Genomic DNA, 24,814 nt, shown 5'->3' on the forward strand with positions numbered 1-24,814 from the left:
TACATACGCTATCAAACGCTTGAAAACATAAAAACGCCCACAAAAGCCAAAAATGGGCGTTTTTATGGGCGTTTAATTCTTAACTTGCTGATATTCAGCATTGGAAGCGGAGATACAGGGACTCACCAAACGATATGGTTCCCTTACGGCGGTTGAGAACATCACGTTCGAGGTGCGACGGGGCGAACTTTTTGGCCTCATCGGGCCCGACGGTGCCGGCAAGACCACGCTCTTCCGCCTGCTCACCACGCTGCTCGATCCCGATGAGGGGCGTGCTGTGGTCGATGGGCTCGACATCGTGACGCAATACCGCGAGATACGCAAGCGGGTGGGCTATATGCCCGGTCGCTTCTCGCTCTACGCCGACCTGTCGGTGGCCGAGAATCTCGACTTCTTTGCCGCTCTCTTTGGCGTGAAGGTCAAGGACAATTACGATTTGATTGCCCCCATTTACCGGCAAATCGAGCCTTTCAGCAAGCGGCGGGCCGGCAAGTTGTCGGGGGGAATGAAACAGAAACTGGCGCTGTGCTGTGCCCTTATACATCGCCCCTCGGTACTCTTTCTCGACGAGCCCACGACGGGAGTCGATGCCGTGTCGCGCGGGGAGTTCTGGGATATGCTTTTCGACCTGAAACGACAGGGCATATCGATATTGGTCTCTACCCCCTACATGGACGAGGCGTGCCGGTGCGATCGCATTGCCCTGTGCAACAACGGGCATCTGTTGGGCATAGATACCCCGGCCGGTATTGTGGCGCAGTTTGACGAGCCGCTCTATGCCCTCTCGGGCGACGATATGTATGGGTTGCTGCTGGCGGCCCGGCAGGCCGAGGGGGTGAAGGAGTGCTATCCCTTCGGGTCGGCCCATCATCTGGTGGTGGCTCCGGGGTTCGATGCCGAAGCTTTTGCCCGGCAGTTGCGCCAGCAGGGTTTCGGCGGGGTAACGATACAGCCGGTGAAGGCCGGAATCGAAGATGTATTTATGAAATTGATGCAACAATGAGCGACGTAATCATATCGGTAAAGGATTTGTGCAAGTGTTTCGGCGACTTTACTGCCGTCGATCACATCACTTTCGAGGTGCAGCGGGGCGAGATATTCGGTTTCCTGGGTGCCAACGGTGCCGGCAAGACTACCGCCATGCGCATGCTGTGCGGGTTGAGCTATCCCACCTCGGGCAGTGGCCGGGTGGCGGGTTTCGATATCTGCACGCAGGGCGAGCAGATCAAGCGGCACATCGGGTATATGAGCCAGCGGTTCTCGCTCTACGACGACCTTACGGTGCGCGAGAACATACGCCTCTATGCCGGCATCTATGGCTTGGGCCGTTACGAAACGCTGCGACGCACGGTGTCGGTGCTCAACCGGTTGCACTTCAGGGACGAGGCCAACACGCTGGTGGGGTCGCTGCCGCTGGGTTGGAAACAGAAGCTGGCCTTCTCGGTAGCTACGCTGCACCGGCCCGAGGTGGTCTTTCTCGACGAGCCTACGGGTGGGGTTGACCCGGTGACGCGCCGGCAGTTCTGGGAGATGATTTACGAGGCGGCATCGGGCGGTACCACCGTCTTTGTCACCACGCACTATATGGATGAGGCCGAGTATTGCTCGCGGGTGTCGATTATGGTCGATGGCAAAATCGAGGCGCTGGGAGCACCGGCCGAATTGAAGAAACAATATGGGGCCGAGTCGATGGACGAGGTATTCAGAATCTTGGCCCGGGGAGCCAAACGGAGTGAGTGATATGAGTGGATTTTTACATTTTGTCAAGAAAGAGACGCTGCACATTCTGCGCGACCGGCGCACGATGCTCATCGTGCTGCTCATGCCGGTAGTGCAGGTGCTGCTCTTCGGGTTTGCCATCTCGACCGAGGTGAACAACATCCCCTTCTTTGCTGTGGCTCCCAACCGCACCGAGGCGGTGCGGCAACAGATCGAGCGCATGAGTGTCAATCCCTATTTCTTGTTCAAGGGCTATATCGACCAGTCGCGCATCGACCGGGTGTTGCGCAGCGGGCAGGCCACGGCCGTGGTCGTCTTTGCCGACGATTACGATCGCCTGGTCGAAGGGGCTGCGGCTGGGGCTGTCGATGAGGTCGCGGTGCAGTTTATTCTCGATGCCTCGAATCCCAACAATGCCGGTACCGGCCAGATTTATCTGCAACGGGCTTTCCTGGCCGACGGTTCGACGGCGGCCGGTTCGGCTCCGGCCGTGCGCATTCTCTACAACCCGCAGATGAAGAGCTCGTATAACTTCGTGCCCGGCATCATGGGCCTCATCTTTATCCTCATTTGTGCCATGATGACCTCGGTCTCGATTGTGCGCGAGAAGGAGAGCGGCACGATGGAGGTGCTGCTCGTGTCGCCGGTGCGTCCTATCTGGATTATCTCGGCCAAGATGATACCCTACTTTCTGCTTTCGTGCCTGGCTCTGGCAACCATTCTGCTGCTGGCCCACTATGTACTGGGTGTACCCATGTCGGGGTCGATGGTAGGGCTGGTGGGACTCTCGCTGCTCTATCTGGTGCTCTCGTTGGCGTTGGGTCTCTTTATCTCGACGGTCTCGCACACACAGGTGGTGGCGATACTCATCTCGGGCATGCTGCTCATGCTGCCGGTGATTATGCTCTCGGGCATGCTTTTCCCGGTCGAGAATATGCCCGGCATCTTGCAAGCGCTCTCGTGTGTGGTACCGGCCCGGTGGTATATCGAGGCGGTGCGCAAGCTGATGATTGGCGGGCAGTCGTTTGCCGCCGTGTGGCAAGAGAGTGCTATCCTGTTGGGCATGACTGTGGCCCTGGTGGCTGTAGCCTTGAAGAAGTTTAACGATAAACTCGAATGACGATGAGAACCTTGCGTGTGTTGCTGGAAAAAGAGTTCCGCCAGTTTATGCGGAATGCCTTCATGCCCAAGATGGTGATACTTTTCCCCCTGCTGGTGATGCTGGTTATCCCGTGGGTGGCGACGATGGATGTGCGTCATGTGGGGGTATCGGTGGTCGATAACGACCATTCGGAAGCCTCTCGCCGCATCGTGGAGAAGTTGCGTGCGTCGGACTACTTCAGCCTCAAGAGTGTGACCGAAAGTTACGAAGAGGCCTATGCGTCGCTCGAGGCGGGCGAGGCCGATGTGATACTCTCCATCCCCGAGAATTTCGAACGCTCCCTGGCCGGGAGTTCGCCCCGCCGCATAGGCATCGATGTGAACGGTACCAACGCCCTCAAAGGGGGGCTGGGTTCGCAATACATGACCCAAATCGTGCGGCAGGCACTTGCCGAGTTGCGGCAGGCGCAGGGGCCCGTGGAGGCAGCCGACCTCTTTGTCGTGCAGAATCGCTACAATCCTACGCTCAACTATCAATATTTCATGGTGCCGGCATTGATGATTATTCTGCTGGTGCTCATCTGTGGTTTCCTGCCGGGGCTGAATCTGGTGAGTGAGAAGGAGTTCGGTACCATCGAACAGATCAACGTCACCCCCGTGAGCCGGTTCCTCTTTACGCTGGCCAAGCTCATACCCTACTGGATTATCGGATTCGTAGTGCTTACCATTGCCATGTTGCTGGCCTGGTGGGTCTATGGGCTCACTCCGGCCGGGTCGATTGGCTGGGTCTATCTGGCAGCTCTCTTTTTTATCCTCACCATGTCGGGGTTGGGTATCATCATCGCCAACCGCTCCTCGACCATGCAGCAAACCATGTTTGTGATGTTCTTCTTCATCATGATTTTCGTGCTCATGAGCGGGCTGCTCACCCCCATCGAGTCGATGCCTGCCTGGGCACGCTACATCACCTATCTGTTGCCGCCCCGTTACTTTGTCGAGGTGATGCGGGCCGTCTATCTCAAAGGAGCCTCGCTCGTGGAGTTGTGGCCGCAGTACCTCGCCCTGGTGGGTTATGCCGGGCTCTTCAACGCCATGGCGGCCCTCACCTACAAGAAGCAGTCGTGAGGAGAGGGAGGTGCAGAAAACAGTTTTCTCGGGGAGTCGATATGTGTGGGGGATGTTGGGCACATAGGAAAAGTTGGACGTTGAGGAGTCAAGCGGAAAAATTCGATATAAATTTTTATTAACATACATGTGTATATTTTATGCGCAGGTATTGTGCTATCTTTGTCATATCCGAAGCGGAAACGGATATTTCGGTATCGGTTTTTTGCAGTGGGGAAAAATCATTATCTTTGGAGAAGATAAGATGCGGCCCGGCAAGGGCTGCCACAGAAACCGAGTATGACTCGTTTTTTACTTGTTTGTATAACTGTTAACTTATAAAGCTATGGCACTGAAACCAGGAGATAAAGCCCCCGAAGTATTGGGCGTGGACCAATCGGGCAAAGAGATACGTTTGAGCGACTTCGCCGGTCGCAAGCTGGTACTTTATTTTTATCCCAAGGACAACACCCCCGGCTGTACGGCCGAGGCATGCAACCTGCGCGACAACTATGCCAACCTTCAAGCAGCCGGTTATGCTGTGGTGGGGGTGAGCAAAGACAGCGAGGCTTCGCATGTGAAGTTTATCGAGAAACAGGCGTTGCCCTTCCCGCTGATTGCCGACACGGCGCTGACGCTGAACGAGGCCTTTGGGGTATGGCGTGAGAAGAAGATGGCGGGCCGCACCTACATGGGTACCGTGCGCACCACCTTTATTATCGACGAGAACGGTGTGATTGCCGATGTAATCGAGAAGGTCGATACCAAGAACCACGCCGCACAGATTTTGAAAAAGTAAATAAAAAAATAGGAACGATTATGGAAGAACAACAAGCTACTGCCGGTGCCGGAAAGCGGGTGCCGGTGCCGTCGGAGAAACTGAAAGCCTTGCAGGCGGCCATGGATAAAATCGAAAAGAGCTACGGCCGTGGCGCCATCATGAAACTGGGCGACGACTCGGTCGAGGAGGTGGCCGTGATTCCCACCGGCTCTATTGCGCTGAATGCGGCGCTGGGTGTGGGTGGTTATCCGCGCGGACGTATCATCGAGATTTACGGTCCCGAATCGTCGGGTAAAACCACGCTGGCTATCCATGCCATTGCCGAGGCCCAAAAGGCGGGTGGTATTGCCGCCATTATCGATGCCGAGCATGCCTTCGACCGCTTCTATGCCGAGAAGTTGGGTGTCGATGTGGAGAACCTGTGGATCTCGCAACCCGACAGCGGGGAGCAGGCTCTCGAGATTGCCGATCAGTTGATACGTTCGTCGGCTGTCGATATCGTGGTTATCGACTCGGTAGCGGCCCTTACGCCGAAGGCCGAGCTCGAGGGCGACATGGGTGACTCGAAGATGGGTTTGCAGGCCCGACTCATGTCGCAGGCCCTGCGTAAACTCACGGCTACCATCAGCAAGACCAACACAACCTGCATCTTCATCAACCAGTTGCGCGACAAGATTGGGGTGATGTTTGGCAACCCCGAGACCACGACGGGTGGTAACGCCTTGAAGTTCTACGCTTCGGTACGTCTCGATATCCGCCGCATCAGCCAGCTCAAGGACGGCGACGAGGTGATTGGTAACCAAACCCGCGTGAAGGTGGTGAAAAACAAGGTGGCACCTCCCTTCCGCAAAGCCGAGTTCGATATCATGTTTGGCGAGGGTATCTCGCGTTCGGGCGAGATTATCGACCTGGGTGTCGATAAAGGCATCATCAAAAAGAGCGGTTCGTGGTTCAGCTATGGCGATACCAAGCTGGGGCAGGGTCGCGATGCCGCCAAGAAGTGCGTTGAAGACAATCCCGAACTGGCCGACGAACTCGAAGCCGCTATCATGGAGGCCTTGAAACCTTCCAAGTAAGCGTCAATCGATTATACACATTCATACAACGAGGGCAAACCTTTATATTCCAGAGGTTTGCTCTCGTTGCTTTTATGCAGAGGGTGAACCTTTGAGGATAATCTTTTTATGTTTTTTATATTTTCTTGCCGAATTTTGTAGGCTATTTGAAGTTTTATCCTAACTTTGTCATATCAATCGCAGTTATGTACTACCCAATTGTGCTGGATAGTGGTAACGTTGAATAGAAAGGGGACTGAAATCGATGCAAAGGATGTATCGTGTTCTGGATACGTTAAAAATCTTGACTGCAATGAGAGTAACGATAAGATGCAAACAGTAGCTGTTTGTAGGTATAAACTTAATTCTTAATTCATTAGTTTCGTTATGAGAAAAACATCTAAAATCGTGATGGGTTCCCTGATGGGAATCTGTGGACTCATGCTCGCTTCTTGTGGAGGTGATGCCTTGTCGAAAAGCAGTGCCAAAAGTGCATTGGAGGACCAGCTGGTTATGTTTCAGGATAGTAGCCAAGTGGTGAGATTGGTGACAGGTTACTACGAAGAGAATGACGAGGATTCTCGTTTTGCCCTGAAGAAATTGGCCGCTGCCGGTGTGATTGACTACAAGGTCGATTTGATTATCGAGACTCGGCAAGGTTGGTACACCCGCCAGTATAATCATTATTTTGTAACTGTAAATCTCACCGAAGAGGGAAAGAAGTATATCGTGAGTGATCCTGTGACCGAGATTGTCGATAAAGATATGGAGGTAGAGGTGAAAGAGGTGGCTTATCCCGAGGATAGCGTAGCTCCCGGTGACGACCTGAACAGCATTACCCCGGCGGTAGAAGCTGAACTTGAGATACCCTCCGATATAGATAATTCGTCGTCGAGCAGCTTGTCGTCGCGTAGTTCGTCGTCTTCCGGAACAAGTGTATCGGCTGCAGCCAGTGATTATGAGAGAGCTCTTGCCAAGGTTCACTCCGAAGAGTATTACCTCTTGTCGCACAATAACAAGATTGTGAAGATACAGAAAATCTATTGTCCCGAAGAACAGGAGAAGCAGGGGTTGGCCTCTTGTGTGTATATCTATGAACACAGCGACGTGACTCCGTTTGGTCGCATCCTGAATGGGGTGACCGAGGGCGATCGTGTTAAATCGGCTGCCAAATTTGTGAAATTTATAGGATCCGGTTGGGAGGTTCAGGAGGAGTAATGTAGGCCAAGATTGGTAGTCTTGTCGAATCTGTGTTGGGCTGCGATGAGACTCGATACCATAATTATTTGTGTTACACAGTGGGTGTGCCCGGTGGATGTTTACCATCGGGCACAATTTTTAGAGGCGAGTGTGAGGCGTATCGGATACAGGCGTGTCATAGCCGTAAGCCGGAGGATAATCGCTGTGTGAGGTCAATAGCATTGCAATTCAAACTGTATCTGACTGAAGTCACGGTGTTCCAGATCGTGCCGCCTGATGTAGAAGTAGAGGCTGCCGCAGTCGCCAAAAGAGATATCGACCTCTGGCTCCTCGATGCTGTTGAGTTGCAGCAGCAGTATCCATTCGCGGGCCGACTCGGTGCTGTAACTGTCGGGCTTTTCGCCACGGGCTCTCGATTCGCAGGCTTCGGCAATACCGTTCTGGATGAGCGAGGCATATCCCAGCATGCGCCCGGCCGATTCGACGCTGGGGTATCCCCAGCTGCCCAAGCGTTGTTCGATAAGGTCCCAGTCGGTATAGGCATGGGCATTTTGGTCATAGCCCGTGAGGCTGTAGTAGTCGTCCCAGTCGGGAGCGGTGCGTTGGTTGTAGAACTTGAGACCCATCTCGTGCAGTCGTTGGGCGTCGGTGAGGTCGTCGGGAAATTCGACCACACACAACTCGGCTGCGGGAGTAGGGGTGTAGAGCAGTTTGGCACCTTTGCCGTTGAGCCACGGTTGGTTTATGTGGTCGTAGAAGAGGTAGAACATCCCTTCGTGAGGCAGCAGGTTGTCGGTATCATAGGGGGCCAGCTCTTCACAGTTGATTTGCAGGAGGAAAGTCAAAGCCATCTCCTGGCCGAGTTCGGTGGTGTAGTGGGGCCATTTCCATTTGGGGGGCAGTGCCGGTTGTCCGCCGAATTTGGATTGCAAGGGCGAAATCTTGTTTTTGGAGTCGAAGTCGAAGAAGATGCCGTTGCGGGCCATCGTGTCGAGTTGCTCTCTCAAGGAGCGTTCCTTGTCGTTCTCGGGGGAGGGTTGGCGGGTGTCCCGATGTCGCCTGAATAGATTCCAGAAGCTTTTGGTGTCGTCCATGGTGAAGATGTTGATTATAGGTTGAGACACAAATGCCCGAACTTACGCATAGTAGGTTCGGGCATTGGTATAAAGATTAGGTGTAAGTTTCGTAATTATTTGGCCGGGGTTTCCTGTGCGGGAGCCTGTTGAGCCGGAGTTTCCTGTGCAGGAGCCTGTTGTGTGGCTGCGTCTTGAGCAGGAGCGGCGGCGTTGCTGTTACCGGTGGCCGAAGTTTCGAATCCGGGAAGAGCAGCAGGAGCTTCGGTATTTACGACGTCTTTGATTTCCGAACCCGAGGTTGCCTGACTGTTGTGCGATACAAATACAGTGGCTATGCTTAAAACCATGATTACGATGGCGAGTGTCCAAGTGGCTTTTTCTACGAAGTCGGTTGTTTTGCGAACACCCATAATCTGGTTGGAGGAGGCGAAATTAGAGGCCAGACCTCCTCCTTTGGATTTCTGTACCAATACGATGCCTATCATCAGCAACGAAGCCAAGATGATAAAAACGGTTAATACTACTGACATTTTCTGTTATTCTGTTTTTATGTTAATAATCAATTTCTCCAAAAATCTTATTTGGTCTGCAAAGTAAATATTTTTTTCTGGATATTTCAAACTTAATTTTTTAATTATTTGCAAAGCTTTTTCATATCTGCGCTGTTTGATGTAGATTTTTGCCAGACTTTCGGTGAAGAAGGTGTCGTCGGCAGCGGGTTCGGGAGATGGTGTCGTGGCCGTATTTTCCCGCTCGGTCGGGCTTTTGCGGGCAGGAGCTTGTGCAACAGGTTGTTCGCTTTTGCGGCTGGGTGAGGTTTTGGCCTCGGCTGTCGGTTGCGAAGGGGTTTCGGCGGGCTCGGCCGTGTCGCTGTCGTGCAACATGCTCATGTAGTCGGTTTGAGCGATGATGTTGCCCGAGATGAGCTTCTCGAGGCTCTCCTCGGTAGGCAGTTTTCCTCCCTTTTGGTAGGTTCCCAGGAAGAGGTCGATGGCCTGCATGGTGGTATCGGTGTGGGGAGCCTTGGGATAAAGGTCGGCAAAAGATTCCTTATCGATACCGAGCACAGTCTCGAGGTGTTCGCCGGGGCTGGCATGGAGCAGCGCCTGCTGGATGCGCGGCTCGTCGGGCAGGGTGCCGGGCGTATATCGCAGATAGAGCAGTTGCGGAATGGTAAAGTAGGGATAGTCGGCGGCCATTTGGTCGGCGTCGGCTCGGGCGATGGGTTGGTCGCAGACCCCATTCAGCAGATTGCGTATTTGTTCGCGTGAAATCATGGCTTTACCAGTTGGCTACGGTTGCATTGAAAATCTGATCTACCAGCTCGTCGGTGATTTGCTGTATCAACTCATCCTGAACATCGGTCAGCATCTGGGTGCTCGAGAAGTCTTTGTACCCCGAGAAGGATTGGTTTTCGATGCTGTATTGAGGGTCTTTGGTGTTGGTGAAACGTATCCTCACGGTAATGGTGAGCCGCGTTTGCGAGGCGTAGGCATTCTCGGTCACGGCCTGGGGGGTGAGGTCGTAGTTGGTTATCTCGCCCTCGAGTTGCAGGTCGCCGCCACTATTGACGATTTGCAGACGGGTCTGGCGCGTATAGGCGTTCTTCAGCGAGTTGGTGAAGAGCTCTTCGAGCGGGGGATAGACCAGGGCTGCCTTGATGGGGAAGTTGGAAATCGAGATGGTTTTGGTGGTTGCGTAGTTGATCGAGGCTCCGTTGAACTTGTAGGAGATGCTGCAAGAGGTGAGAGCGACGAGCAGTATGGCGACAAAACGTTTCATAGGCATGGTGTTGTGCTTATTCGAGGTTGTATTCTTTGATTTTGCGATAGAGGGTCCGTTCTGAGATTTTCAACTCCTCGGCAGTTTTTTTTCGCTTCCCGTGGTTGCGAATGAGTGCCTTGCGGATGGTCTCTTTTTCGGTATCTTCGAGCGTGGTGGGTTGCAGTTCTACGGCCTCGTTGGGAATCACTTCGCCCTCGGTCTCGGCAATGGTTTTGCCTTTGGAAGTAGGCACATGCACGGGTACGGCCGTGGGGATGGTCGTGAGGGCCATCGAGTGGGGCACGGCTATGGGTTGGGGCTGTGGAGCGAACGAGGCTGTTTGTGCCCCTTTGGTGAGTTCCTCGACTTTGGCGTGCAGGTCGGCCAACTCCTTCTGCATCTCGAAAAGTGTTTTGTAGAGCATCTTGCGCTCCTTCTCGAAGAAGGTGCGGTCTTGCTCGCTCGGGGCCGATCGGGTAGGCAGTTTTTCTATGTTGTATTGGGGCAGATAGGCTTGCAGGGTGGCGCCATCGACCTCGCGGTTGGTCTCGAAGATAGAGATTTGCTCGGTAATGTTTTTCAGCTGGCGCACATTGCCCGGCCAGCGGTAGTTGAGCAGCACGTTGCGGGCATCGTCGGTGAGCTGGATTACCGGCATGCGGTACCGCTCGGCAAAGTCGGTCGAGAATTTGCGGAAGAGCAGGAGTATGTCTTCGGCCCGCTCGCGCAGGGGCGGAATCTCGATGTGTATGGTGCTGAGGCGGTAATAGAGGTCTTCGCGGAATTTGCCCTCCGACACGGCTTTGACCATGTCGAGGTTGGTGGCGGCTACGATTCGGACGTTGGTTTTCAATACGGTCGATGAGCCCACCTTGAGAAACTCGCCGCTCTCGAGTACACGCAGCAGACGGGCCTGGGTGGTGAGGGGCAATTCGCCCACCTCGTCGAGGAAGATGGTTCCGCCATCGGCCTCTTCGAAGTATCCCTTGCGGGCCGAGAGAGCGCCGGTGAAGGCTCCCTTTTCGTGACCGAAGAGCTCGGAGTCGATGGTCCCCTCGGGTATGGCACCGCAGTTGACGGCAATGTATTTCCCGTGTTTGCGGGAGCTGTTGGCATGGATAATCTGCGGGAAGAACTCTTTGCCGGCACCGCTCTCGCCGGTGATGAGCACGGCCAGATCGATGGGGGCGATTTGCAGGGCCCGGGTGATGGCCCGTATCAGGCCCGGGGCGTTTCCTATGATGCCAAATCGCTGTTTGGTTTGCTGTACTTCTGCGGGAATCATGACTCTTGAATAATTATGGTTACAAAGATAGTGAAAGGTGAGCGCAGAGGAAAAGGGGAAACGAAGTTCCTAACTTTTACTATGCCGAACCGCCTCCTGTCTTCTCCAAGGATAAAGACAGTGAAAGTGTGTGGAGAATAAAATGTCGAAACGGGTTTCAGATATTTTTATCCTCGTCTCTCTCCTATCTCCCCCAAAGATAAGCAAAATAAAGGAATAGTAGCAGACTGACTCCCTTTTGAATGTTATTTTTTAAGTTTTCTCAACTTATAGGTCTCTTGTCGCAGGAAAGAACCCAGCTCTTCGGTGGTGCGATACTGTGCCAGGGTTTCGGGCGAGATGACGTTGCCCACCGAGAGGTGTATGGTCTGGTGTTCCTTCTTGAATACCTCGGCCGGCAGGCGCATGGCTCTCAATTTCCAGCTGATGAGGCCCAGCAGATTATACAGCAGGGAGTTGTGGCCGTGGAAATAGACGGGAAGCACGGGCTTCTTTATCTGTTGGATGAGCCGTATGATGTTGGGTTGCCACTCCCGGTCTTCGATTTTAAGATTCCATTTGAGGCGCGACACGGCTCCTGCGGGGAAGAACCCGAGCGGATGGCCGGTCTTGGCTTGCATGAGGGCCTCGCGTATCCCGTTCAGGGAGACGTAGCGGCGGTCGGGGTTGGAGTAGGGATCGACAGCGATGAAGTTGTCGGACATGGCCTGGATGTAGTTGAGTATCCAGTTGACCATCACTTTATAGTCGGGGCGACGTGCGGCAATCAGTTTGATGATGATGACGCCGTCGAGAGCTCCGAAAGGGTGGTTCGATACGGTCACAAACGAGCCTTCGGGCAGGTGGTCGAGCTGCTCTTCGTTGTCTATCTTGCAGGTGATATCCAGATCGTCGATAATGGCATTGACAAAGCTGGCCTCTCGCAGGTCGCAATGGCGTCCGTACAGTGCATTGATATCGTCGATTTTACAAATTTTGATTAGCCGTTGGAGGATTTTTGCACCTCGCTCGTTGTCTAATTGTGGTATAATATTTTGTAAATCAGAGATATCTAATATGCTTCTTTTCATCTTTGAGTTTATGTCGGTTAAATCTTAATTCTCAATTGCGTGGACAAAAATAAAGATAATAACGATTGTAATACACAAAAGTGTGCAAAAAATTTCGGTTTATCCCATTTATACAGTGAGCATATAGCTTATGCTCATATAAATGAGCATGCCTATGATGTCGTTGGTAATGGTGATAAAGGGCCCCGTGGCTATGGCCGGGTCGATTTTGAAACGCTCGAGGGTGAGGGGCACGAGGGTGCCGAATATCGAGGCGAATATCACGACGGCAAAGAGCGAGAGTGATACCGAAATCGTGGTGGCCATGTTGTCGAGGAAGAACCAGTTATAGACAAAGACAAGCAGCGAAATCATGCAGGCATTGATGAGGGCTACGCCCAACTCCTTGAACAGTTGTTTGCCGGCCGATTTCATGTCGAGTTTGCCGTTGGCCAGGCCCTGCACGACGATGGCCGATGATTGTATGCCCACGTTCCCGCCGGTACCACCGATGAGGGGAATGAAGAGGGCCGTTGCCGGGTTACGGGCGATGTTGGCCTCGAAGTTGCCCAGGATTACCGAGTTGGCCAGACCGCCGAACATGCCGATGAGCAGCCATGGCAACCGGGCCGCTGTTTGGGTGAAGACGGTGTCGTTTGACTCGACGTCTTGCGAAAGACCCGATGCCAACTGGTATTCACGTTCCGACTGTTCGCGCACCTCGTCCATGACGTCATCGACGGTAATCTGTCCCACCAGCCGCCCGATGCTGTCGATTACCGGCACGGCCACCAGGTCGTATTTCTCGAAGGTGACGGCTACCTCTTCGATGGGGGTGTCGGTCTTGACCGATACGGGGTCTTTGCGCATGACGTGTTTAATCTTGGAGGCCGAGGGGTTGGTAATCATCTTCTTGAGGGGAAAGACTCCTTTGAGCCGGTCGTCGTCGTCCACCACATAGACGTAGTAGAGTTCGCCCAACTCTTCGGCCTGGATGCGCATCTGTTTCACGCACTCGGGCATACTCCAGTTTTCGTTCACGACCACCATCTCGGTGCCCATGAGACCACCGGCGGTGTCCTCGTCATACTTCAACAGATCGACAATGTCACCGGCCTGTTCCACGTCGTCGATGTGCGAGAGAATCTCTTCCTGGGCGTCCTCGTCCATTTCGCGAATGAGGTCCACGGCGTCGTCGGAGTCCATGTAGTCGATAAACTGCTTGGCAATGACCTCGCTGGGCAGTTGCTTGAGCATCTTCTTGCGATCGTCCTCGTCCAGCTCGAGCAGCACGTCGGCCGCCTTTTCACCGTCGAGCAGCATGTAGATATACTCGGCCTCGTCGAGGTTGAGCTGCTGGTACAGTTCGGCAATATCGGCGGGGTGCAAATCTTTGAGCAGTTCGCGAGCCTTGTCTTTCTCGTCGTTCTTGATGATTTGCTGAACGTTCTGTATATATTCAGGAGTAAACTTTTCCATGTTTCTACCTCCTTGGGTTTGAGGCCGGAACAGGGTGGGGCGTGCGACGGTATTCCGGCAGTTTGTTTATTGGATGATATAACTCTCTAACAGATTGGTGAGGGCGATGAACCGCTCGACCGACAGGCGCTCGGGGCGTTCGTCGAAAATGGGGTCGGACAGGACTTCGCACTCTTTTCCCACCAGGCTCCTCAATGAGTTGCGCATGGTCTTGCGTCGTTGGTTGAAGGCTGTTTTGACAATCTGTTTGAACAGCTGCTCGTTGCAGCCCAACTGCTCGACTTGGTTGCGGGTCATCCTGATAACCGCCGACTTGACTTTTGGCGGCGGGTTGAACACGTGTTCGGGAACGGTGAAGAGGTATTCGATATCATACCAGGCCTGCATCAGTACACTCAGTATCCCGTAGGTCTTGTTGCCGGGAGGGGCGGCCATGCGTTCGGCTACCTCTTTCTGAATCATGCCGCTGCAACAGGGTATGCGGTTTTTATAGTCGAGTATCTTGAAAAATATCTGGCTCGAGATGTTGTAGGGATAGTTGCCTATGACACAGAACTGCCCGTCGTAGAGTTGTGCGAGGTCGAGCTTGAGAAAGTCTTTTTCGATGATGCGACCGCGCAGTTCGGGGAAGTGGTCTTGCAGGTATTCGACCGACTCGGGGTCGAGCTCGACCACCGTGAGGTCGTGGCCTTTGTCGAGGAGATAGCGGGAGAGTACTCCCATGCCGGGACCCACCTCGAGAACGGGCATCCCCTTGTAGGCGTCAAGCGTGGCAGCAATGGCCTCGGCGATGTTCAAATCGGTGAGGAAATGCTGTCCCAGCGATTTCTTGGGTTTGACCGTGTAGCTCATGAAGGTTCCCGTTTCAGTTGTGAGTCAATAAAATTCTTACAGCGGAGATTTTTCGTGCCTCCGTTCGCTACAAAGTTGAAGATAAACCTTTATCTTTGCGGCATACAAAGGTATAATAAATTTTTAAAACGGGAAAATTGAAAAGGATAATCCGCGATATTGTAAAATATCTGCTTCCTCTGCTCTGCGGTGTATGGTTGTTCTGGTATGTATATCAAAAACTGGATGTCGAGACCATATTCCAAATCCTTAAAACCGATGTCAACTATTTCTGGGTGGTACTCTCGATGGGAGTCGCCGTCTTCAGCCATATAGCCCGGGCCTTGCGCTGGCGGCTGCAACTGCGTGCATTGCAGATAAACCCCTCGATGCGGGTTCTGGTCAATGCCATCTTTGGGATGTATGCCATGAATCTGCTCTTCCCCCGGTTGGGTGAGGTGTGGCGCTGCGGTTATGTGGCTCAGCGCGAGAAGGCCTCGTTCAGCAAAGTGCTGGGGTCGATGGTTTCGGACCGTCTCTCCGACACGGTGATGGTGGCGTTGCTCACGCTGCTGGTCTTTTTCATGCAGATGAAACCCTTCCTTCGCTTTCTCGACGAGAATCCCTCGATCGAGGCCGGTGTGAGGGGGGTGCTCACGTCGGTGTGGCTCTATGTGGGTATAGCGCTCTGTATCGTAGCCGTGGTGTGGTTTTTCCGCACCAATAGCCAGAGCCGTTTCGTGCAGCGCATACGGGGGCTCATGGCCAACGTGTGGGCCGGTTTTGCTTCGATTGTGACCATGCATGGCAAGTTCCAGTTTATTTTCTATACGCTCTTTATTTGGTTTTGCTACTTTATGCAATTATATTTGTGTATATTTGCTTTCCCCAGTACGTCGCATCTGACGGTCCCGGCCGTATTGCTGCTGTATGTGCTGGGCAGTTTGGGCATGGGCCTTCCCGTGCAGGGCGGTATCGGGCCGTGGCATCTGGCGGTAATCGCCGGGCTCTCTTATTACGGCATAACCGGCAACGAGGCCGGAGCCTTTGCCTTTGTGGCCCACGGTTCGCAAATGGTATTGATCGTATTGATTGGAATATATGCCTTCATTTCGATGGCGTGCGATAAAAAGAAACCCCGGGGCGAACGGGTCGTGGAAGATATTGTGACGGAGATTCCCGAGTCGGACCGCCCTTAATTTAAGGATTAAAATATAATTACTATGGACAGCAAAATCACATCTCTTCAGCCGCAGGCTGTGTGGAAACACTTTCAGGCGATTTGTCAGATTCCCCGTCCGTCGGGACATCTCGACAAGATTACCGAGTACATCATGGGTGTAGGCCGTTCGTTGGGATTGGAAACCATCCACGACAAGGCAGGGAATGTCATCATTCGCAAGCCGGCGACTCCCGGCATGGAGAACCGCAAGCCGGTTATTCTGCAAGGGCACATGGATATGGTTCCTCAGGCCAACAAATCGGTCAAGCATAATTTCGAGACCGACCCCATATTGCCTCGTGTCGATGGGGATTGGGTGATGGCTACCGAGACGACGCTGGGTGCCGATAACGGTATCGGTATCTCTTCGATTCTGGCCATTCTCGAATCGAAGGATATCAAGCATGGTCCCCTCGAGGCCCTCTTTACCTATGACGAGGAGACGGGCATGTATGGCGCTATCGGGCTGGAACCGGGTGAACTGCATGGCGAGATTTTGCTGAATACCGACTCGGAGCAGGACGGCGAGCTCTATATGAGTTGTGCCGGCGGTGTCGATGTGAATATCGAGTTCCGTTACAAGGAGGAGCCCTACACGCCGGCGCCCAACGAAATTGCCGTGAAGCTGATCTTGGGCGGCTTGCACGGTGGCCACTCGGGTGTGGATATTCACCTGGGACGCATGAATGCCAACAAGGAGATGTTCCGTTTCTTGAAAGAGGCCGTGTCGGAGTATGAGGCCCGGTTGGCCAGTTACAGCGGCGGTACGTTGCGCAATGCCATACCGCGCGAGGCCGAGGCCGTGGTGACTATCTTGGCCGAGGACAAGGACGATTTCATGGATGCCGTCAACGACTTTGCCGCCACGCTGAAACGGGAGTATGGTTTTATCGAGGAGAACATGACCTTCACGGCCGAGGAGACGGCCTTGCCGCATAGCCTTCTGCCCGAGGAGATACAGGACGACCTCATCAACGCCATCGTAGCCTGCCACAACGGCGTATATCGCATGATTCCCGACGCTCCCGACGTAGTGGAGACTTCGTCGAATCTATCGATCGTGCGTACTTCCGAGGGGTATATCGAGGTGAAGATTCTCGTGCGCAGCTCGAGCGAGAGCATGAAACGGGCTTTGGCTTCGGAGCTGGAGAGCACCTTCTCACTGGCCGGTGCCCGTGTCGATTTCGACGGCGCTTATCCCGGCTGGGAACCCAACTTCAAGTCCGAGATTCTCAACCTCATGAAACGCCTCTATCCGCAGGTAACCGGGCGTGAGGCTCAGGTGAAGATGATGCACGCCGGTCTCGAGTGTGGTATCATAGGAGCCAATTATCCCGGCCTCGACATGATTTCGTTCGGGCCCACCATCAAGCACCCGCACTCGCCCAACGAGAAGGTCGAGATTTCTACGGTCGAGACGTTCTGGAAACTGCTCGTGGCCGCTTTGGAGAATATCCCCGTAAAGGGTTGAACCGATAATATTTGCTAAAAGCAGTCGATGCGAAAAGTCGCATCGACCGCTTTTTTGTTTGGAATATGGTTTTAGGTATGAATGTGAACTCGGCCGGATGGCCGGTCGGGTAGGTGAAAAAGGAGAATGAAATGAATAGCGAAACAGAGATAAAAGAGCCTCGCACGAGTCGAGAGTCGGGGCAGCCGAAGCGCCGGTCGCTGCGTCGCTTCCTGTGGATAACACTTGCCGTGCTTGTGCTGGCCGCGGGTGCCTTTGTGTATGTGCGTTACTATTTTGTCTTCGGTACGGGCGTAAAGGCCGGCACCCTCAACTATGTGGTCAAGAAGGGATATGTGTTCAAGACCTACGAGGGGATACTCATCATGGAGGGATTTCGCACGTCGGGGCAGGGCTCGGTGCAATCCAATCAGTTTGTCTTTTCGGTCGAAGATGCCAATTTGGCAGATTCGCTCATGCGCATGAGCGGGCGACACGTCGAGCTGAGGTATAACGAGTATCTGGGTGTACTGCCCTGGCGGGGATACAGCAACTTTATCGTCGATGAAATTCTGTCGGTAAAATAGCGGTTGTTACAAACCGCAGCAAAGGTATGGAAGAGAGGCTGTGGCGGAACCTGTTCGACGGGTTTCACGCCCGGGTCTCTCTTTGTTATTCTTTTATCTCTTCGAAGTCGATATATTCGCCCTCCGAGCTGTCTATCTTTTTCTTGCTCTGCTTGGAGCTGGTGTACCAGGTGGTGCGACCGCTTTGCGATCGGTTGCCGCCTTGTCGGCCGAAATAGCCTCCTGTCGTATTTTCCCGTTTCCCGAAAAAGAGACGCGCAATGAAGCGAACGACCATCTGGATGAGGGCCAACAGGGGAACAAAGAAGATGATAAAAAGTATTATCAGTAGCAGAAAAGCCAAATGCATAATCGATACTATATTAGGGTTATATTCCCATAGGGAACAAAAATCGTTCCGTTTTGTCGTTTTACGACTTGCGGGCTGTCAATAGCGACAGAATAATGTACAGGCCAATGGTGGCGGCAAGACCAGCCAACCCCCACAGGGAGAGGAAGAGAACTGCAGCCACGAGTATGAGATAGCGCAGATAGTTTTCCTTCAGTTTCAGATTCTTGAATTTGAGGGAGAACATGGGAATCTCCGATACCAGTAGCCACGAGAAGATAATGACCAGCGCCACGATGGCATAGCCACATACGGGACTCTGCAAGTGCAGGCCGGCCTGGCAGATGCCTATCCAAAAGAGGGCGTTGGCCGGTACGGGCAACCCGATGAACGAGGTGGCCTGACGAGTGTCGATGTTGAACTTGGCCAGTCGCAAAGCCGAGAATACCGGTATGAGCAGTGCGCTCAAAGCCCACCACGATTGATATTCGCTGTCGAAGCCGTGGAACACGCTGTCGTGAGCCATGAAGTACATGGCCATCAAGCCCGGAGCCAACCCGAAACTGATGAGGTCGGCCAGCGAGTCGAGCTCTTTTCCCAGGGGAGAGTAGGCGTGCAGCAGTCGGGCGGCCATGCCGTCGAGAAAATCGAAGAGGGCCGATAGTCCTATGCACAGGGCTACCCAGTCATATTTGCCTTGAAACGCAAAGATGCAGGCGAAGCATCCCGAGAGAAGATTCAGACAGGTGATGCTGTTGGGGATGTTCTTGACAATTACGTTCATCGTGTATTATTTTAGACGGGCAATTTCGGTTAAATCGCCAATGGTCTTGTCGTGCAGAGCCACTTTGATATCGCTGTCGAGCGGCAGATATACATCCACACGAGAGCCGAATTTGATGAATCCCATGTGCTCGTCGATTTGGCACTGGTCGCCCACCTCGGCATAGGTGACGATGCGACGGGCCACGGCTCCGGCAATTTGGCGTACCAGTACCTCCTGGCCGTTCTCGGCTTTGATGACGATGGTCGAGCGTTCGTTTTCGGTACTCGATTTTGGCAGGTAGGCTGCCATGAATCGGCCCTGCTGGTGGCTCACATGAAGCACCTCGCCGGCTACGGGGAACCAGTTGGCATGTACGTTGAAGATGTTCATGAAGATCGAGACCTGCATGCGTTTGTCGTGGAAGTATTCATCTTCCAGAACCTCTTCGAGTACCACAACCACACCGTCGGCCGGTGCCACAACCACATTTTTGCGGTCGCCCTTGAAACGACGTTTCGGGGAGCGGAAGAAGTTGACTACCAAAAGGAAAAATACAATCGATACAAGGTGTATGAAAATAGCCAGCCAGGCGATTTTTACCCACATGTAAATCGGTAAGTTCAGGAGTAGTAGAACTATAAATAAGATGACGAGTATATTTTTACCTTCGCGGTGTATCTTCATTCTCATTTTTTAACATGGTTTGGATGCAGCGAGCAAAGGTAATAGTTATTTATGGAACGACAAAAATAAAGATTCTTTTTTCTGTAAATAGTATGGGTTGAGGACGAGATTGATAGGGTGGCCGCAGATGTGGGGCAACGTTTTCCGGGGCGGTAGGGGTTGCAAGATGGTGGGGAGTACAGGGCTGTGAACGGGCCGGATGCGTATAAAAGAGTAGGTTATGTTTGTCTTTGCGGCAGCTTTGCACTATCTTTGCACGACAAAAATCGCAAAAAAAGAAATCCTATGCGTCAACCTTCCGATAAACGGCCTCGCCGCAGGTTCTCCGACAAAGATATCAAGCATTTCAAAGTCGAGCACGACGATACGTTGCTCAACTATCTGCTCTCGCTGTTTGGTGACAAGAGCCGCACAACTGTCAAATCGTATCTCGCTCATCGTCAAGTGGCGGTGAACGATATGCCCGTTACTCAGTTCGACACGGTGCTGCACGCCGGCGACGAGCTGAAAATCAATTTCAAGGCCGGGTTCAGTACCTTTAAACACAACCGTTTGCGGTTGGTATATGAAGATGAGTATATCCTGGTTATCGACAAGGGCTACGGCTTGCTGTCGATGTCAACCGAGCGCATCAAGACCGGCACGGCATACAGCATATTGAGCGACTATGTGAAATCGCAGAACCCCGATAACAAACTCTTTATTGTGCATCGGCTCGACCGCGACACTTCGGGGCTGATGATGTTTGCCAAGAGCAAGGGCATACAGGAGCAACTGCAACACAACTGGCACAACATGGTGCTGGAGCGCAAGTATGTGGCTGTGGTCGAGGGGGCCATGGAGCAGAAGGAGGGTATGGTGCGCTCGTATCTGGCCGAGAACTCGGTCTTCCAGGTCTATTCGACCGACAATCCCGAGGAGGGGCAGTTGGCCATCACCCGCTACAAGGTGCTGAGCGGCAACAACCACTTTACGCTGGTCGAGCTCAACCTGGCCACCGGGCGTAAGAACCAAATCAGAGTCCACATGCACGACCTGGGGCACAGCATTGCCGGTGACCGCAAGTATGGCGCTCACGGCAGCCCGTTGGGACGTGTGGCCCTGCATGCCTATAAGTTGCGCTTTGCTCACCCGGTTACCCGCAAGGAGATGAATTTCGAAACGCCCATACCACCTCGCTTCCTGTCGATTACCGCAGGACCGGGCGCCCCGGCCGCCGAGGAGAAATAGAACGGGTCGCGGGCGAAAAATCGTTAGACCGGTTGGCTTTTAAACAGTTTCTTATTAACTTTGGCAAAATTTTTCGGGGGGAGCCTTTCCGACACGCTTCTCTCGAACGCGATAGATTGAAGATAAAATTGGTTCATTATGAATATTTCGTATAATTGGCTGAAAGATTATGTAAACTTCGACCTCACTCCCGAGGAACTTTCGGCTGCTCTTACCTCTATCGGCCTCGAAACCGGCGGCATCGAAGAGGTACAGGCGATAAAAGGAGGCCTCAACGGCCTGGTTATCGGTAAAGTACTCACTTGCATAGACCATCCCAACTCAGATCACCTGCATATCACTACCGTCGATTTGGGCGAGGCCGAGCCTGCACAAATCGTGTGCGGCGCCGCCAATGTTGCTGCCGGCCAGTATGTGGTGGTGGCCACGCTGGGTACCGTGTTGTATAGCGGCGACGAGAGCTTTACCATCAAGAAATCGAAAATTCGCGGTGTGGAGTCCTTTGGTATGATCTGCGCCGAGGACGAGATAGGAATAGGTACTTCGCACGACGGTATCATCGTGCTGCCCGAGCCTGTGAAACCCGGTACTCCTGCCAAGGAGTATTACAATATCAAGAGCGATTACATTCTCGAGGTTGACATTACCCCCAACCGCATCGATGCCGCTTCGCACTATGGTGTAGCCCGCGACCTGGCAGCCTATCTGGCTCACCGGGGACACGACGGCGGTCTGCACCGCCCGTCGGTAGATGGTTTTGCCATCGACCGCAAGGATGGCGGCATAGCCGTCGAGGTGGAGAACCACGAGGCTTGCATACGATATAGCGGCGTGACGGTGCGCAACGTGAAGGTGGCCGAGAGCCCCGACTGGTTGAAGCAACGCCTGTCGGCTATCGGGCTGCGACCTATCAACAATGTGGTCGATATCACCAACTACCTGCTGCATGGCACGGGTCAACCCCTCCACTGCTTCGACCTGAACCGCATTGCGGGGGGCAAGGTGATTGTGAAACCGGCCAAAGAGGGCGACAAGTTTGTGACGCTCGATGAGGTGGAACGTACCTTGACAGCCAACGACCTGATGATATGCAATGCCGAGGAGCCCATGTGTATTGCCGGTGTATTTGGTGGTTTGAAATCGGGGGTAACCACCGAGACGACCGACATCTTCCTCGAATCGGCCTGCTTCAACCCCACCTGGGTGCGCAAGACGGCCCGTCGGCAGGGATTGAATACCGACTCCTCCTTCCGTTTCGAGCGGGGCGTCGATCCCAACGACACGCTCTATGCCCTCAAGCGGGCAGCCATGCTGGTGAAAGAGTTGGCCGGCGGCGAGATTTGCGGCGACATCGTCGATATCTATCCTTCGCCCGTAGCTCCTTTCCCTGTGACTCTGACTTATGAGAAAATCGATACGCTCATTGGCAAGCACATCCCTGCCGATACGGTAAAGAACATCTTGCGCAGCCTCGAAATCGAAATCGTGGGCGAGACCGAGAGCGAGCTCACCCTGCGAGTTCCTACCTATCGGGTCGATGTACAGCGCGATGTCGATGTGATAGAAGATTTGCTCCGCATCTATGGCTACAACCATGTGGAGATTTCGGACCGGATACACTCGAGCCTCTCCTACAAGACCCCGACCGACCAGGCTCACCAGTTCCTGAATTTGGTTTCGGAGCAACTTACCGGTTGCGGCTTCAACGAGATTATGAACAACTCGCTCACTTGCGGGGCCTACTACGACGACCTGCAATGCTGGCCCCGTGCCCATTGCGTATCGCTGCTCAACCCGTTGAGCAACGACTTGAACGTGATGCGCCAGACGCTGCTGTTTGGCGGTTTGGAGAGCATCTCGCACAATATCAACCATCGTCGGGCCAACTTGCGGTTCTACGAGAACGGCAACTGTTACTACTTCAACCCCGAGGCACACAACGACGAAAAGATTCTCTCGGGATACAGCGAGGAGAGGCATTTTGCTCTGTGGCTTACCGGAAATCGGGTAGAGGGCAGCTGGGCTCACCCCGATGAGAAATCGACGGTCTATGAGATGAAGGCTTATGTCGAGAATATTTTTGTCCGCCTGGGTATTGCCGGCGATGTAATGGCCGTGCAGACGAGCGACGAGGTCTATTCGGTAGCGCTCACCTACAGCAACCGGGGTGGCAAGCTGCTCGGTAAGATGGGTCTCGTGTCGCACAAGATACTCAAACGTTTCGATATCGATGCCGATGTGGCTTTTGCCGAGTTGAACTGGGATGCCCTGATGAAGATGGCTGCCAAGCACGCCGTACTCTTCAGCGATCTGCCCAAGTTCCAGGCTGTGAAGCGCGACCTGGCGCTGCTGGTTGACAACTCGGTAGCTTTTGCCGATATCGAGAAGGTGGCCCGCGAGAGTGAACGCAAGCTGCTCAAGGAGGTTTACCTTTTCGACGTGTATGAGGGTAAGAACCTGCCCGAGGGCAAGAAGTCGTATGCCGTTACCTTCATGTTGCAAGACGAGAACAAGACCCTCAACGACAAGCAGATCGACGCTATCATGCACAAGATAATCGCCAATCTGCAACAGAAGTTGGAGGCTCAGTTGAGATGATTCAGTACTAACAAAAATAAAAGTAAAAGATAAAATTATTTTATGGGAAGAGCTTTTGAATATCGTAAAGCCAGAAAATTGAAACGTTGGGGCAACATGGCCCGTACGTTTACGAAGATTGGTAAAGAAATCTCTATTGCCGTAAAAGCCGGCGGTCCCGATCCCGATGCCAACCCTCGCCTGCGCGTGCTGGTGCAGAATGCCAAGGCCGCCAATATGCCTAAAGAGAATGTAGAACGGGCTATCAAGAAAGCTTCGTCGAAAGATGCCGGTGATTATAAAGAGGTAGTTTATGAAGGATATGGGCCTTTCGGTATCGCCATGGTCATCGAGACCGCTACCGACAATACAACCCGTACCGTAGCCAACGTGCGCAGCTACTTCAACAAGGCCGGTGGTTCGCTGGGTACGACCGGCAGCCTCTCGTTCCTCTTCGACCACAAGTGTGTGTTCCACATCAAACCCAAAGAGGGCGTGTCGCTTGAGGATCTCGAACTCGAGATGATCGACTATGGTGTCGATGAACTGGAGGCCGACGACGAGGAGATTGTACTCTATGGCGAGTTCCCCGAGAACAGTAACATTCAGCATCACCTCGAGGAGGCTGGCTACGAAATTATCAGCGCCGAATTTGTGCGCATCCCCAACGACGTGAAGGAGGTAACTCCCGAGCAGCGTGCCTCGATTGAGAAACTCATCGAGCGTTTCGAAGAGGATGAGGATGTGCAGAACGTATTCCACAACATGAAGGAAGACGACGAAGAGGACGAGGAGTAATCGTCCCGTTCAAGCCATATATACGAAGGGAGAGTTTGACTTGTCAAACTCTCCCTTCGTATTTGGGTGGCATCGATACGACGGTAGGGGCCCGATGCGAGGGGGCAGGGCTACTCCTCGGGACAATCGTCGGCCTCGTCGGCTTCGGTGTCGTCCTGGCCCTTCAATTCACACATCTCGCGGTATTCGTTCCACTCGGGATCCTTCTCTGTGTAGATGGTGATGGGCAGTGTCTCAAAAGGTTCGAGCGCCTCGTTGAGGGTGCGCCCGAAAGCGGGGATGTTGCGGGTATAGAATACCCAGGTGCGCTCGCCATCGCCCGTGTAGATACCGGTGAAGATGGCCAGTTTGTCTTTCTCCATGGCCTGTTTCAAGGCAAATTGCGCCTTCTCCATGAGTTCGCCCGTCTCTTCGTGAGGCATACCCTTGCTGTCGGGCTCGTATTTCCAGGTGATTTCGACCCGTTCCTTGAACTTGCCCGACTGGATGAACGGCTCTATCTCGGTGCGGCCCGAAACGATAATCATGTGGTCGTTGTTTTCGGCTTCGGCAATGGCCGAGAACCATACGTCTCCTAATTTCATACGCTGGAATTTTGTGTGTTTCGTGTACAAATGTAATTATAAAAGTGAGAATGGAGAAATTTCGCTCCGGTTTGTGGGGGCTCGACGCAGCATATTTGTGCAGGAAAGGGCTTTTTCGTTTGCCTTTGTTCGCTCCATTCTATA

At 53.3% G+C, this 24,814-nt stretch carries 24 protein-coding genes and 1 pseudogene; 13 read left to right on the forward strand and 12 right to left on the reverse strand.

Annotation, left to right across the window (positions count from 1 at the left end; translation table 11 throughout):
• Window positions 1–100 precede the first annotated feature (100 nt).
• The 7 genes and pseudogenes from B5G10_RS11595 (at window position 101) to B5G10_RS11625 (ending at window position 6,978) form a co-directional block, all read left to right on the forward strand.
• Window positions 101–1,003 carry an ABC transporter ATP-binding protein gene (locus B5G10_RS11595; protein ID WP_087424898.1) on the forward strand — a complete coding sequence of 301 codons (903 nt, stop codon included), beginning with the start codon at window positions 101–103 and terminating at the stop codon, window positions 1,001–1,003.
• A gap of 8 nt (window positions 1,004–1,011) precedes the next feature.
• Window positions 1,012–1,740 (forward strand): annotated as a pseudogene (locus B5G10_RS11600) (ABC transporter ATP-binding protein); the annotation flags it as partial.
• Window position 1,741: 1 nt separating this feature from the next.
• On the forward strand, window positions 1,742–2,839 hold the full coding sequence (locus B5G10_RS11605; protein ID WP_087424900.1) for an ABC transporter permease: 1,098 nt from the start codon (window positions 1,742–1,744) through the stop codon (window positions 2,837–2,839).
• Between the two features lie 2 nt (window positions 2,840–2,841).
• Window positions 2,842–3,945, forward strand: a complete 1,104-nt coding sequence (locus B5G10_RS11610; protein WP_087424901.1) for an ABC transporter permease — start codon at window positions 2,842–2,844, stop codon at window positions 3,943–3,945.
• Between the two features lie 325 nt (window positions 3,946–4,270).
• Window positions 4,271–4,723 carry a thioredoxin-dependent thiol peroxidase gene (bcp, locus tag B5G10_RS11615; RefSeq protein ID WP_087424902.1) on the forward strand — a complete coding sequence of 151 codons (453 nt, stop codon included), beginning with the start codon at window positions 4,271–4,273 and terminating at the stop codon, window positions 4,721–4,723.
• A gap of 20 nt (window positions 4,724–4,743) precedes the next feature.
• On the forward strand, window positions 4,744–5,781 hold the full coding sequence (recA, locus tag B5G10_RS11620) for a recombinase RecA (protein ID WP_087424903.1): 1,038 nt from the start codon (window positions 4,744–4,746) through the stop codon (window positions 5,779–5,781).
• Window positions 5,782–6,147: 366 nt separating this feature from the next.
• The gene (locus B5G10_RS11625; RefSeq protein ID WP_143241144.1) at window positions 6,148–6,978 is read left to right on the forward strand and encodes a hypothetical protein; all 831 of its coding nucleotides are present in this window, start codon (window positions 6,148–6,150) and stop codon (window positions 6,976–6,978) included.
• Between the two features lie 194 nt (window positions 6,979–7,172).
• Here the strand turns inward: B5G10_RS11625 and B5G10_RS11630 are convergent, their stop codons facing one another.
• The 8 genes from B5G10_RS11630 to rsmA form a co-directional block, all read right to left on the reverse strand.
• A complete protein-coding gene (locus B5G10_RS11630; protein ID WP_087424905.1) occupies window positions 7,173–8,054 on the reverse strand; it encodes a YwqG family protein in 882 nt (293 codons plus the stop codon).
• 95 nt (window positions 8,055–8,149) lie between these two features.
• Entirely contained in the window at window positions 8,150–8,566 is a 417-nt protein-coding gene (secG, locus tag B5G10_RS11635) for a preprotein translocase subunit SecG (protein ID WP_087424906.1), read from the reverse strand.
• Window positions 8,567–8,572: 6 nt separating this feature from the next.
• Window positions 8,573–9,313, reverse strand: coding sequence for a hypothetical protein (locus B5G10_RS11640; RefSeq protein ID WP_087424907.1), 741 nt, complete (start codon window positions 9,311–9,313; stop codon window positions 8,573–8,575).
• Between the two features lie 4 nt (window positions 9,314–9,317).
• The gene (locus tag B5G10_RS11645) at window positions 9,318–9,818 is read right to left on the reverse strand and encodes an LptE family protein (RefSeq protein ID WP_087424932.1); all 501 of its coding nucleotides are present in this window, start codon (window positions 9,816–9,818) and stop codon (window positions 9,318–9,320) included.
• Between the two features lie 16 nt (window positions 9,819–9,834).
• Window positions 9,835–11,085: a sigma-54 dependent transcriptional regulator gene (locus B5G10_RS11650; protein WP_087424908.1), complete on the reverse strand. Its 1,251-nt coding sequence runs from the start codon at window positions 11,083–11,085 to the stop codon at window positions 9,835–9,837.
• A 245-nt stretch (window positions 11,086–11,330) separates the two neighbouring features.
• On the reverse strand, window positions 11,331–12,155 hold the full coding sequence (locus tag B5G10_RS11655) for a lysophospholipid acyltransferase family protein (protein ID WP_087424909.1): 825 nt from the start codon (window positions 12,153–12,155) through the stop codon (window positions 11,331–11,333).
• Window positions 12,156–12,263: 108 nt separating this feature from the next.
• The gene (mgtE, locus tag B5G10_RS11660; RefSeq protein WP_087424910.1) at window positions 12,264–13,613 is read right to left on the reverse strand and encodes a magnesium transporter; all 1,350 of its coding nucleotides are present in this window, start codon (window positions 13,611–13,613) and stop codon (window positions 12,264–12,266) included.
• A gap of 66 nt (window positions 13,614–13,679) precedes the next feature.
• On the reverse strand, window positions 13,680–14,465 hold the full coding sequence (gene rsmA / locus B5G10_RS11665; protein WP_087424911.1) for a 16S rRNA (adenine(1518)-N(6)/adenine(1519)-N(6))-dimethyltransferase RsmA: 786 nt from the start codon (window positions 14,463–14,465) through the stop codon (window positions 13,680–13,682).
• A 137-nt stretch (window positions 14,466–14,602) separates the two neighbouring features.
• Between rsmA and B5G10_RS11670 the strand changes: the two genes are divergently transcribed.
• The 3 genes from B5G10_RS11670 (at window position 14,603) to B5G10_RS11680 (ending at window position 17,703) form a co-directional block, all read left to right on the forward strand.
• Window positions 14,603–15,643 (forward strand): lysylphosphatidylglycerol synthase transmembrane domain-containing protein, encoded by a 1,041-nt coding sequence (locus tag B5G10_RS11670; RefSeq protein WP_087424912.1) that lies wholly within the window; start codon window positions 14,603–14,605, stop codon window positions 15,641–15,643.
• Between the two features lie 24 nt (window positions 15,644–15,667).
• Complete coding sequence (locus tag B5G10_RS11675) at window positions 15,668–17,137, forward strand: aminoacyl-histidine dipeptidase (RefSeq protein ID WP_087424913.1); 1,470 nt, start codon at window positions 15,668–15,670, stop codon at window positions 17,135–17,137.
• A gap of 131 nt (window positions 17,138–17,268) precedes the next feature.
• Window positions 17,269–17,703, forward strand: coding sequence for a hypothetical protein (locus B5G10_RS11680; RefSeq protein ID WP_087424914.1), 435 nt, complete (start codon window positions 17,269–17,271; stop codon window positions 17,701–17,703).
• An 85-nt stretch (window positions 17,704–17,788) separates the two neighbouring features.
• On the opposite strand, the gene B5G10_RS11685 is transcribed toward B5G10_RS11680, so the two are convergent.
• The 3 genes from B5G10_RS11685 to B5G10_RS11695 all read right to left on the reverse strand — a co-directional run bounded on the left by B5G10_RS11685 (window position 17,789) and on the right by B5G10_RS11695 (window position 19,481).
• Entirely contained in the window at window positions 17,789–18,052 is a 264-nt protein-coding gene (locus tag B5G10_RS11685; RefSeq protein WP_087424915.1) for a DUF4834 family protein, read from the reverse strand.
• A gap of 61 nt (window positions 18,053–18,113) precedes the next feature.
• Window positions 18,114–18,815 carry a CDP-diacylglycerol--serine O-phosphatidyltransferase gene (gene pssA, locus B5G10_RS11690; RefSeq protein WP_087424916.1) on the reverse strand — a complete coding sequence of 234 codons (702 nt, stop codon included), beginning with the start codon at window positions 18,813–18,815 and terminating at the stop codon, window positions 18,114–18,116.
• Between the two features lie 6 nt (window positions 18,816–18,821).
• Entirely contained in the window at window positions 18,822–19,481 is a 660-nt protein-coding gene (locus tag B5G10_RS11695) for a phosphatidylserine decarboxylase family protein (protein ID WP_087424917.1), read from the reverse strand.
• 285 nt (window positions 19,482–19,766) lie between these two features.
• On the opposite strand from B5G10_RS11695, the gene B5G10_RS11700 reads away from it, so the two are divergent.
• The 3 genes from B5G10_RS11700 to B5G10_RS11710 all read left to right on the forward strand — a co-directional run bounded on the left by B5G10_RS11700 (window position 19,767) and on the right by B5G10_RS11710 (window position 24,086).
• The gene (locus B5G10_RS11700) at window positions 19,767–20,711 is read left to right on the forward strand and encodes an RluA family pseudouridine synthase (protein WP_087424918.1); all 945 of its coding nucleotides are present in this window, start codon (window positions 19,767–19,769) and stop codon (window positions 20,709–20,711) included.
• Between the two features lie 138 nt (window positions 20,712–20,849).
• A complete protein-coding gene (gene pheT / locus B5G10_RS11705; protein ID WP_087424919.1) occupies window positions 20,850–23,309 on the forward strand; it encodes a phenylalanine--tRNA ligase subunit beta in 2,460 nt (819 codons plus the stop codon).
• 42 nt (window positions 23,310–23,351) lie between these two features.
• Window positions 23,352–24,086, forward strand: coding sequence for a YebC/PmpR family DNA-binding transcriptional regulator (locus B5G10_RS11710; RefSeq protein ID WP_087424920.1), 735 nt, complete (start codon window positions 23,352–23,354; stop codon window positions 24,084–24,086).
• A 110-nt stretch (window positions 24,087–24,196) separates the two neighbouring features.
• Here B5G10_RS11710 and B5G10_RS11715 read toward each other — a convergent pair whose 3' ends face one another.
• A complete protein-coding gene (locus tag B5G10_RS11715) occupies window positions 24,197–24,670 on the reverse strand; it encodes a DUF695 domain-containing protein (protein WP_087424921.1) in 474 nt (157 codons plus the stop codon).
• Window positions 24,671–24,814: the final 144 nt, after the last annotated feature.

The organism is Barnesiella sp. An55 (assembly GCF_002161555.1).
Classification (GTDB): domain Bacteria; phylum Bacteroidota; class Bacteroidia; order Bacteroidales; family Barnesiellaceae; genus Barnesiella; species Barnesiella merdipullorum.

What these genes read in the sequence shown, in the direction of transcription:
- recA (WP_087424903.1), top strand. Translation starts at nt 4,744, where the DNA reads ATGGAAGAACAACAAGCTACTGCCGGTGCCGGAAAGCGGGTGCCGGTG.
- pheT (WP_087424919.1), top strand. Translation starts at nt 20,850, where the DNA reads ATGAATATTTCGTATAATTGGCTGAAAGATTATGTAAACTTCGACCTC.
- B5G10_RS11645 (WP_087424932.1), bottom strand. Translation starts at nt 9,818, where the DNA reads ATGAAACGTTTTGTCGCCATACTGCTCGTCGCTCTCACCTCTTGCAGC.
- B5G10_RS11675 (WP_087424913.1), top strand. Translation starts at nt 15,668, where the DNA reads ATGGACAGCAAAATCACATCTCTTCAGCCGCAGGCTGTGTGGAAACAC.
- B5G10_RS11650 (WP_087424908.1), bottom strand. Translation starts at nt 11,085, where the DNA reads ATGATTCCCGCAGAAGTACAGCAAACCAAACAGCGATTTGGCATCATA.
- B5G10_RS11695 (WP_087424917.1), bottom strand. Translation starts at nt 19,481, where the DNA reads ATGAAGATACACCGCGAAGGTAAAAATATACTCGTCATCTTATTTATA.
- B5G10_RS11710 (WP_087424920.1), top strand. Translation starts at nt 23,352, where the DNA reads ATGGGAAGAGCTTTTGAATATCGTAAAGCCAGAAAATTGAAACGTTGG.
- rsmA (WP_087424911.1), bottom strand. Translation starts at nt 14,465, where the DNA reads ATGAGCTACACGGTCAAACCCAAGAAATCGCTGGGACAGCATTTCCTC.
- bcp (WP_087424902.1), top strand. Translation starts at nt 4,271, where the DNA reads ATGGCACTGAAACCAGGAGATAAAGCCCCCGAAGTATTGGGCGTGGAC.
- B5G10_RS11655 (WP_087424909.1), bottom strand. Translation starts at nt 12,155, where the DNA reads ATGAAAAGAAGCATATTAGATATCTCTGATTTACAAAATATTATACCA.
- secG (WP_087424906.1), bottom strand. Translation starts at nt 8,566, where the DNA reads ATGTCAGTAGTATTAACCGTTTTTATCATCTTGGCTTCGTTGCTGATG.
- B5G10_RS11700 (WP_087424918.1), top strand. Translation starts at nt 19,767, where the DNA reads ATGCGTCAACCTTCCGATAAACGGCCTCGCCGCAGGTTCTCCGACAAA.
- B5G10_RS11625 (WP_143241144.1), top strand. Translation starts at nt 6,148, where the DNA reads ATGAGAAAAACATCTAAAATCGTGATGGGTTCCCTGATGGGAATCTGT.
- B5G10_RS11630 (WP_087424905.1), bottom strand. Translation starts at nt 8,054, where the DNA reads ATGGACGACACCAAAAGCTTCTGGAATCTATTCAGGCGACATCGGGAC.
- B5G10_RS11685 (WP_087424915.1), bottom strand. Translation starts at nt 18,052, where the DNA reads ATGCATTTGGCTTTTCTGCTACTGATAATACTTTTTATCATCTTCTTT.
- B5G10_RS11680 (WP_087424914.1), top strand. Translation starts at nt 17,269, where the DNA reads ATGAATAGCGAAACAGAGATAAAAGAGCCTCGCACGAGTCGAGAGTCG.
- B5G10_RS11610 (WP_087424901.1), top strand. Translation starts at nt 2,842, where the DNA reads ATGAGAACCTTGCGTGTGTTGCTGGAAAAAGAGTTCCGCCAGTTTATG.
- B5G10_RS11715 (WP_087424921.1), bottom strand. Translation starts at nt 24,670, where the DNA reads ATGAAATTAGGAGACGTATGGTTCTCGGCCATTGCCGAAGCCGAAAAC.
- pssA (WP_087424916.1), bottom strand. Translation starts at nt 18,815, where the DNA reads ATGAACGTAATTGTCAAGAACATCCCCAACAGCATCACCTGTCTGAAT.
- B5G10_RS11605 (WP_087424900.1), top strand. Translation starts at nt 1,742, where the DNA reads ATGAGTGGATTTTTACATTTTGTCAAGAAAGAGACGCTGCACATTCTG.
- mgtE (WP_087424910.1), bottom strand. Translation starts at nt 13,613, where the DNA reads ATGGAAAAGTTTACTCCTGAATATATACAGAACGTTCAGCAAATCATC.
- B5G10_RS11640 (WP_087424907.1), bottom strand. Translation starts at nt 9,313, where the DNA reads ATGATTTCACGCGAACAAATACGCAATCTGCTGAATGGGGTCTGCGAC.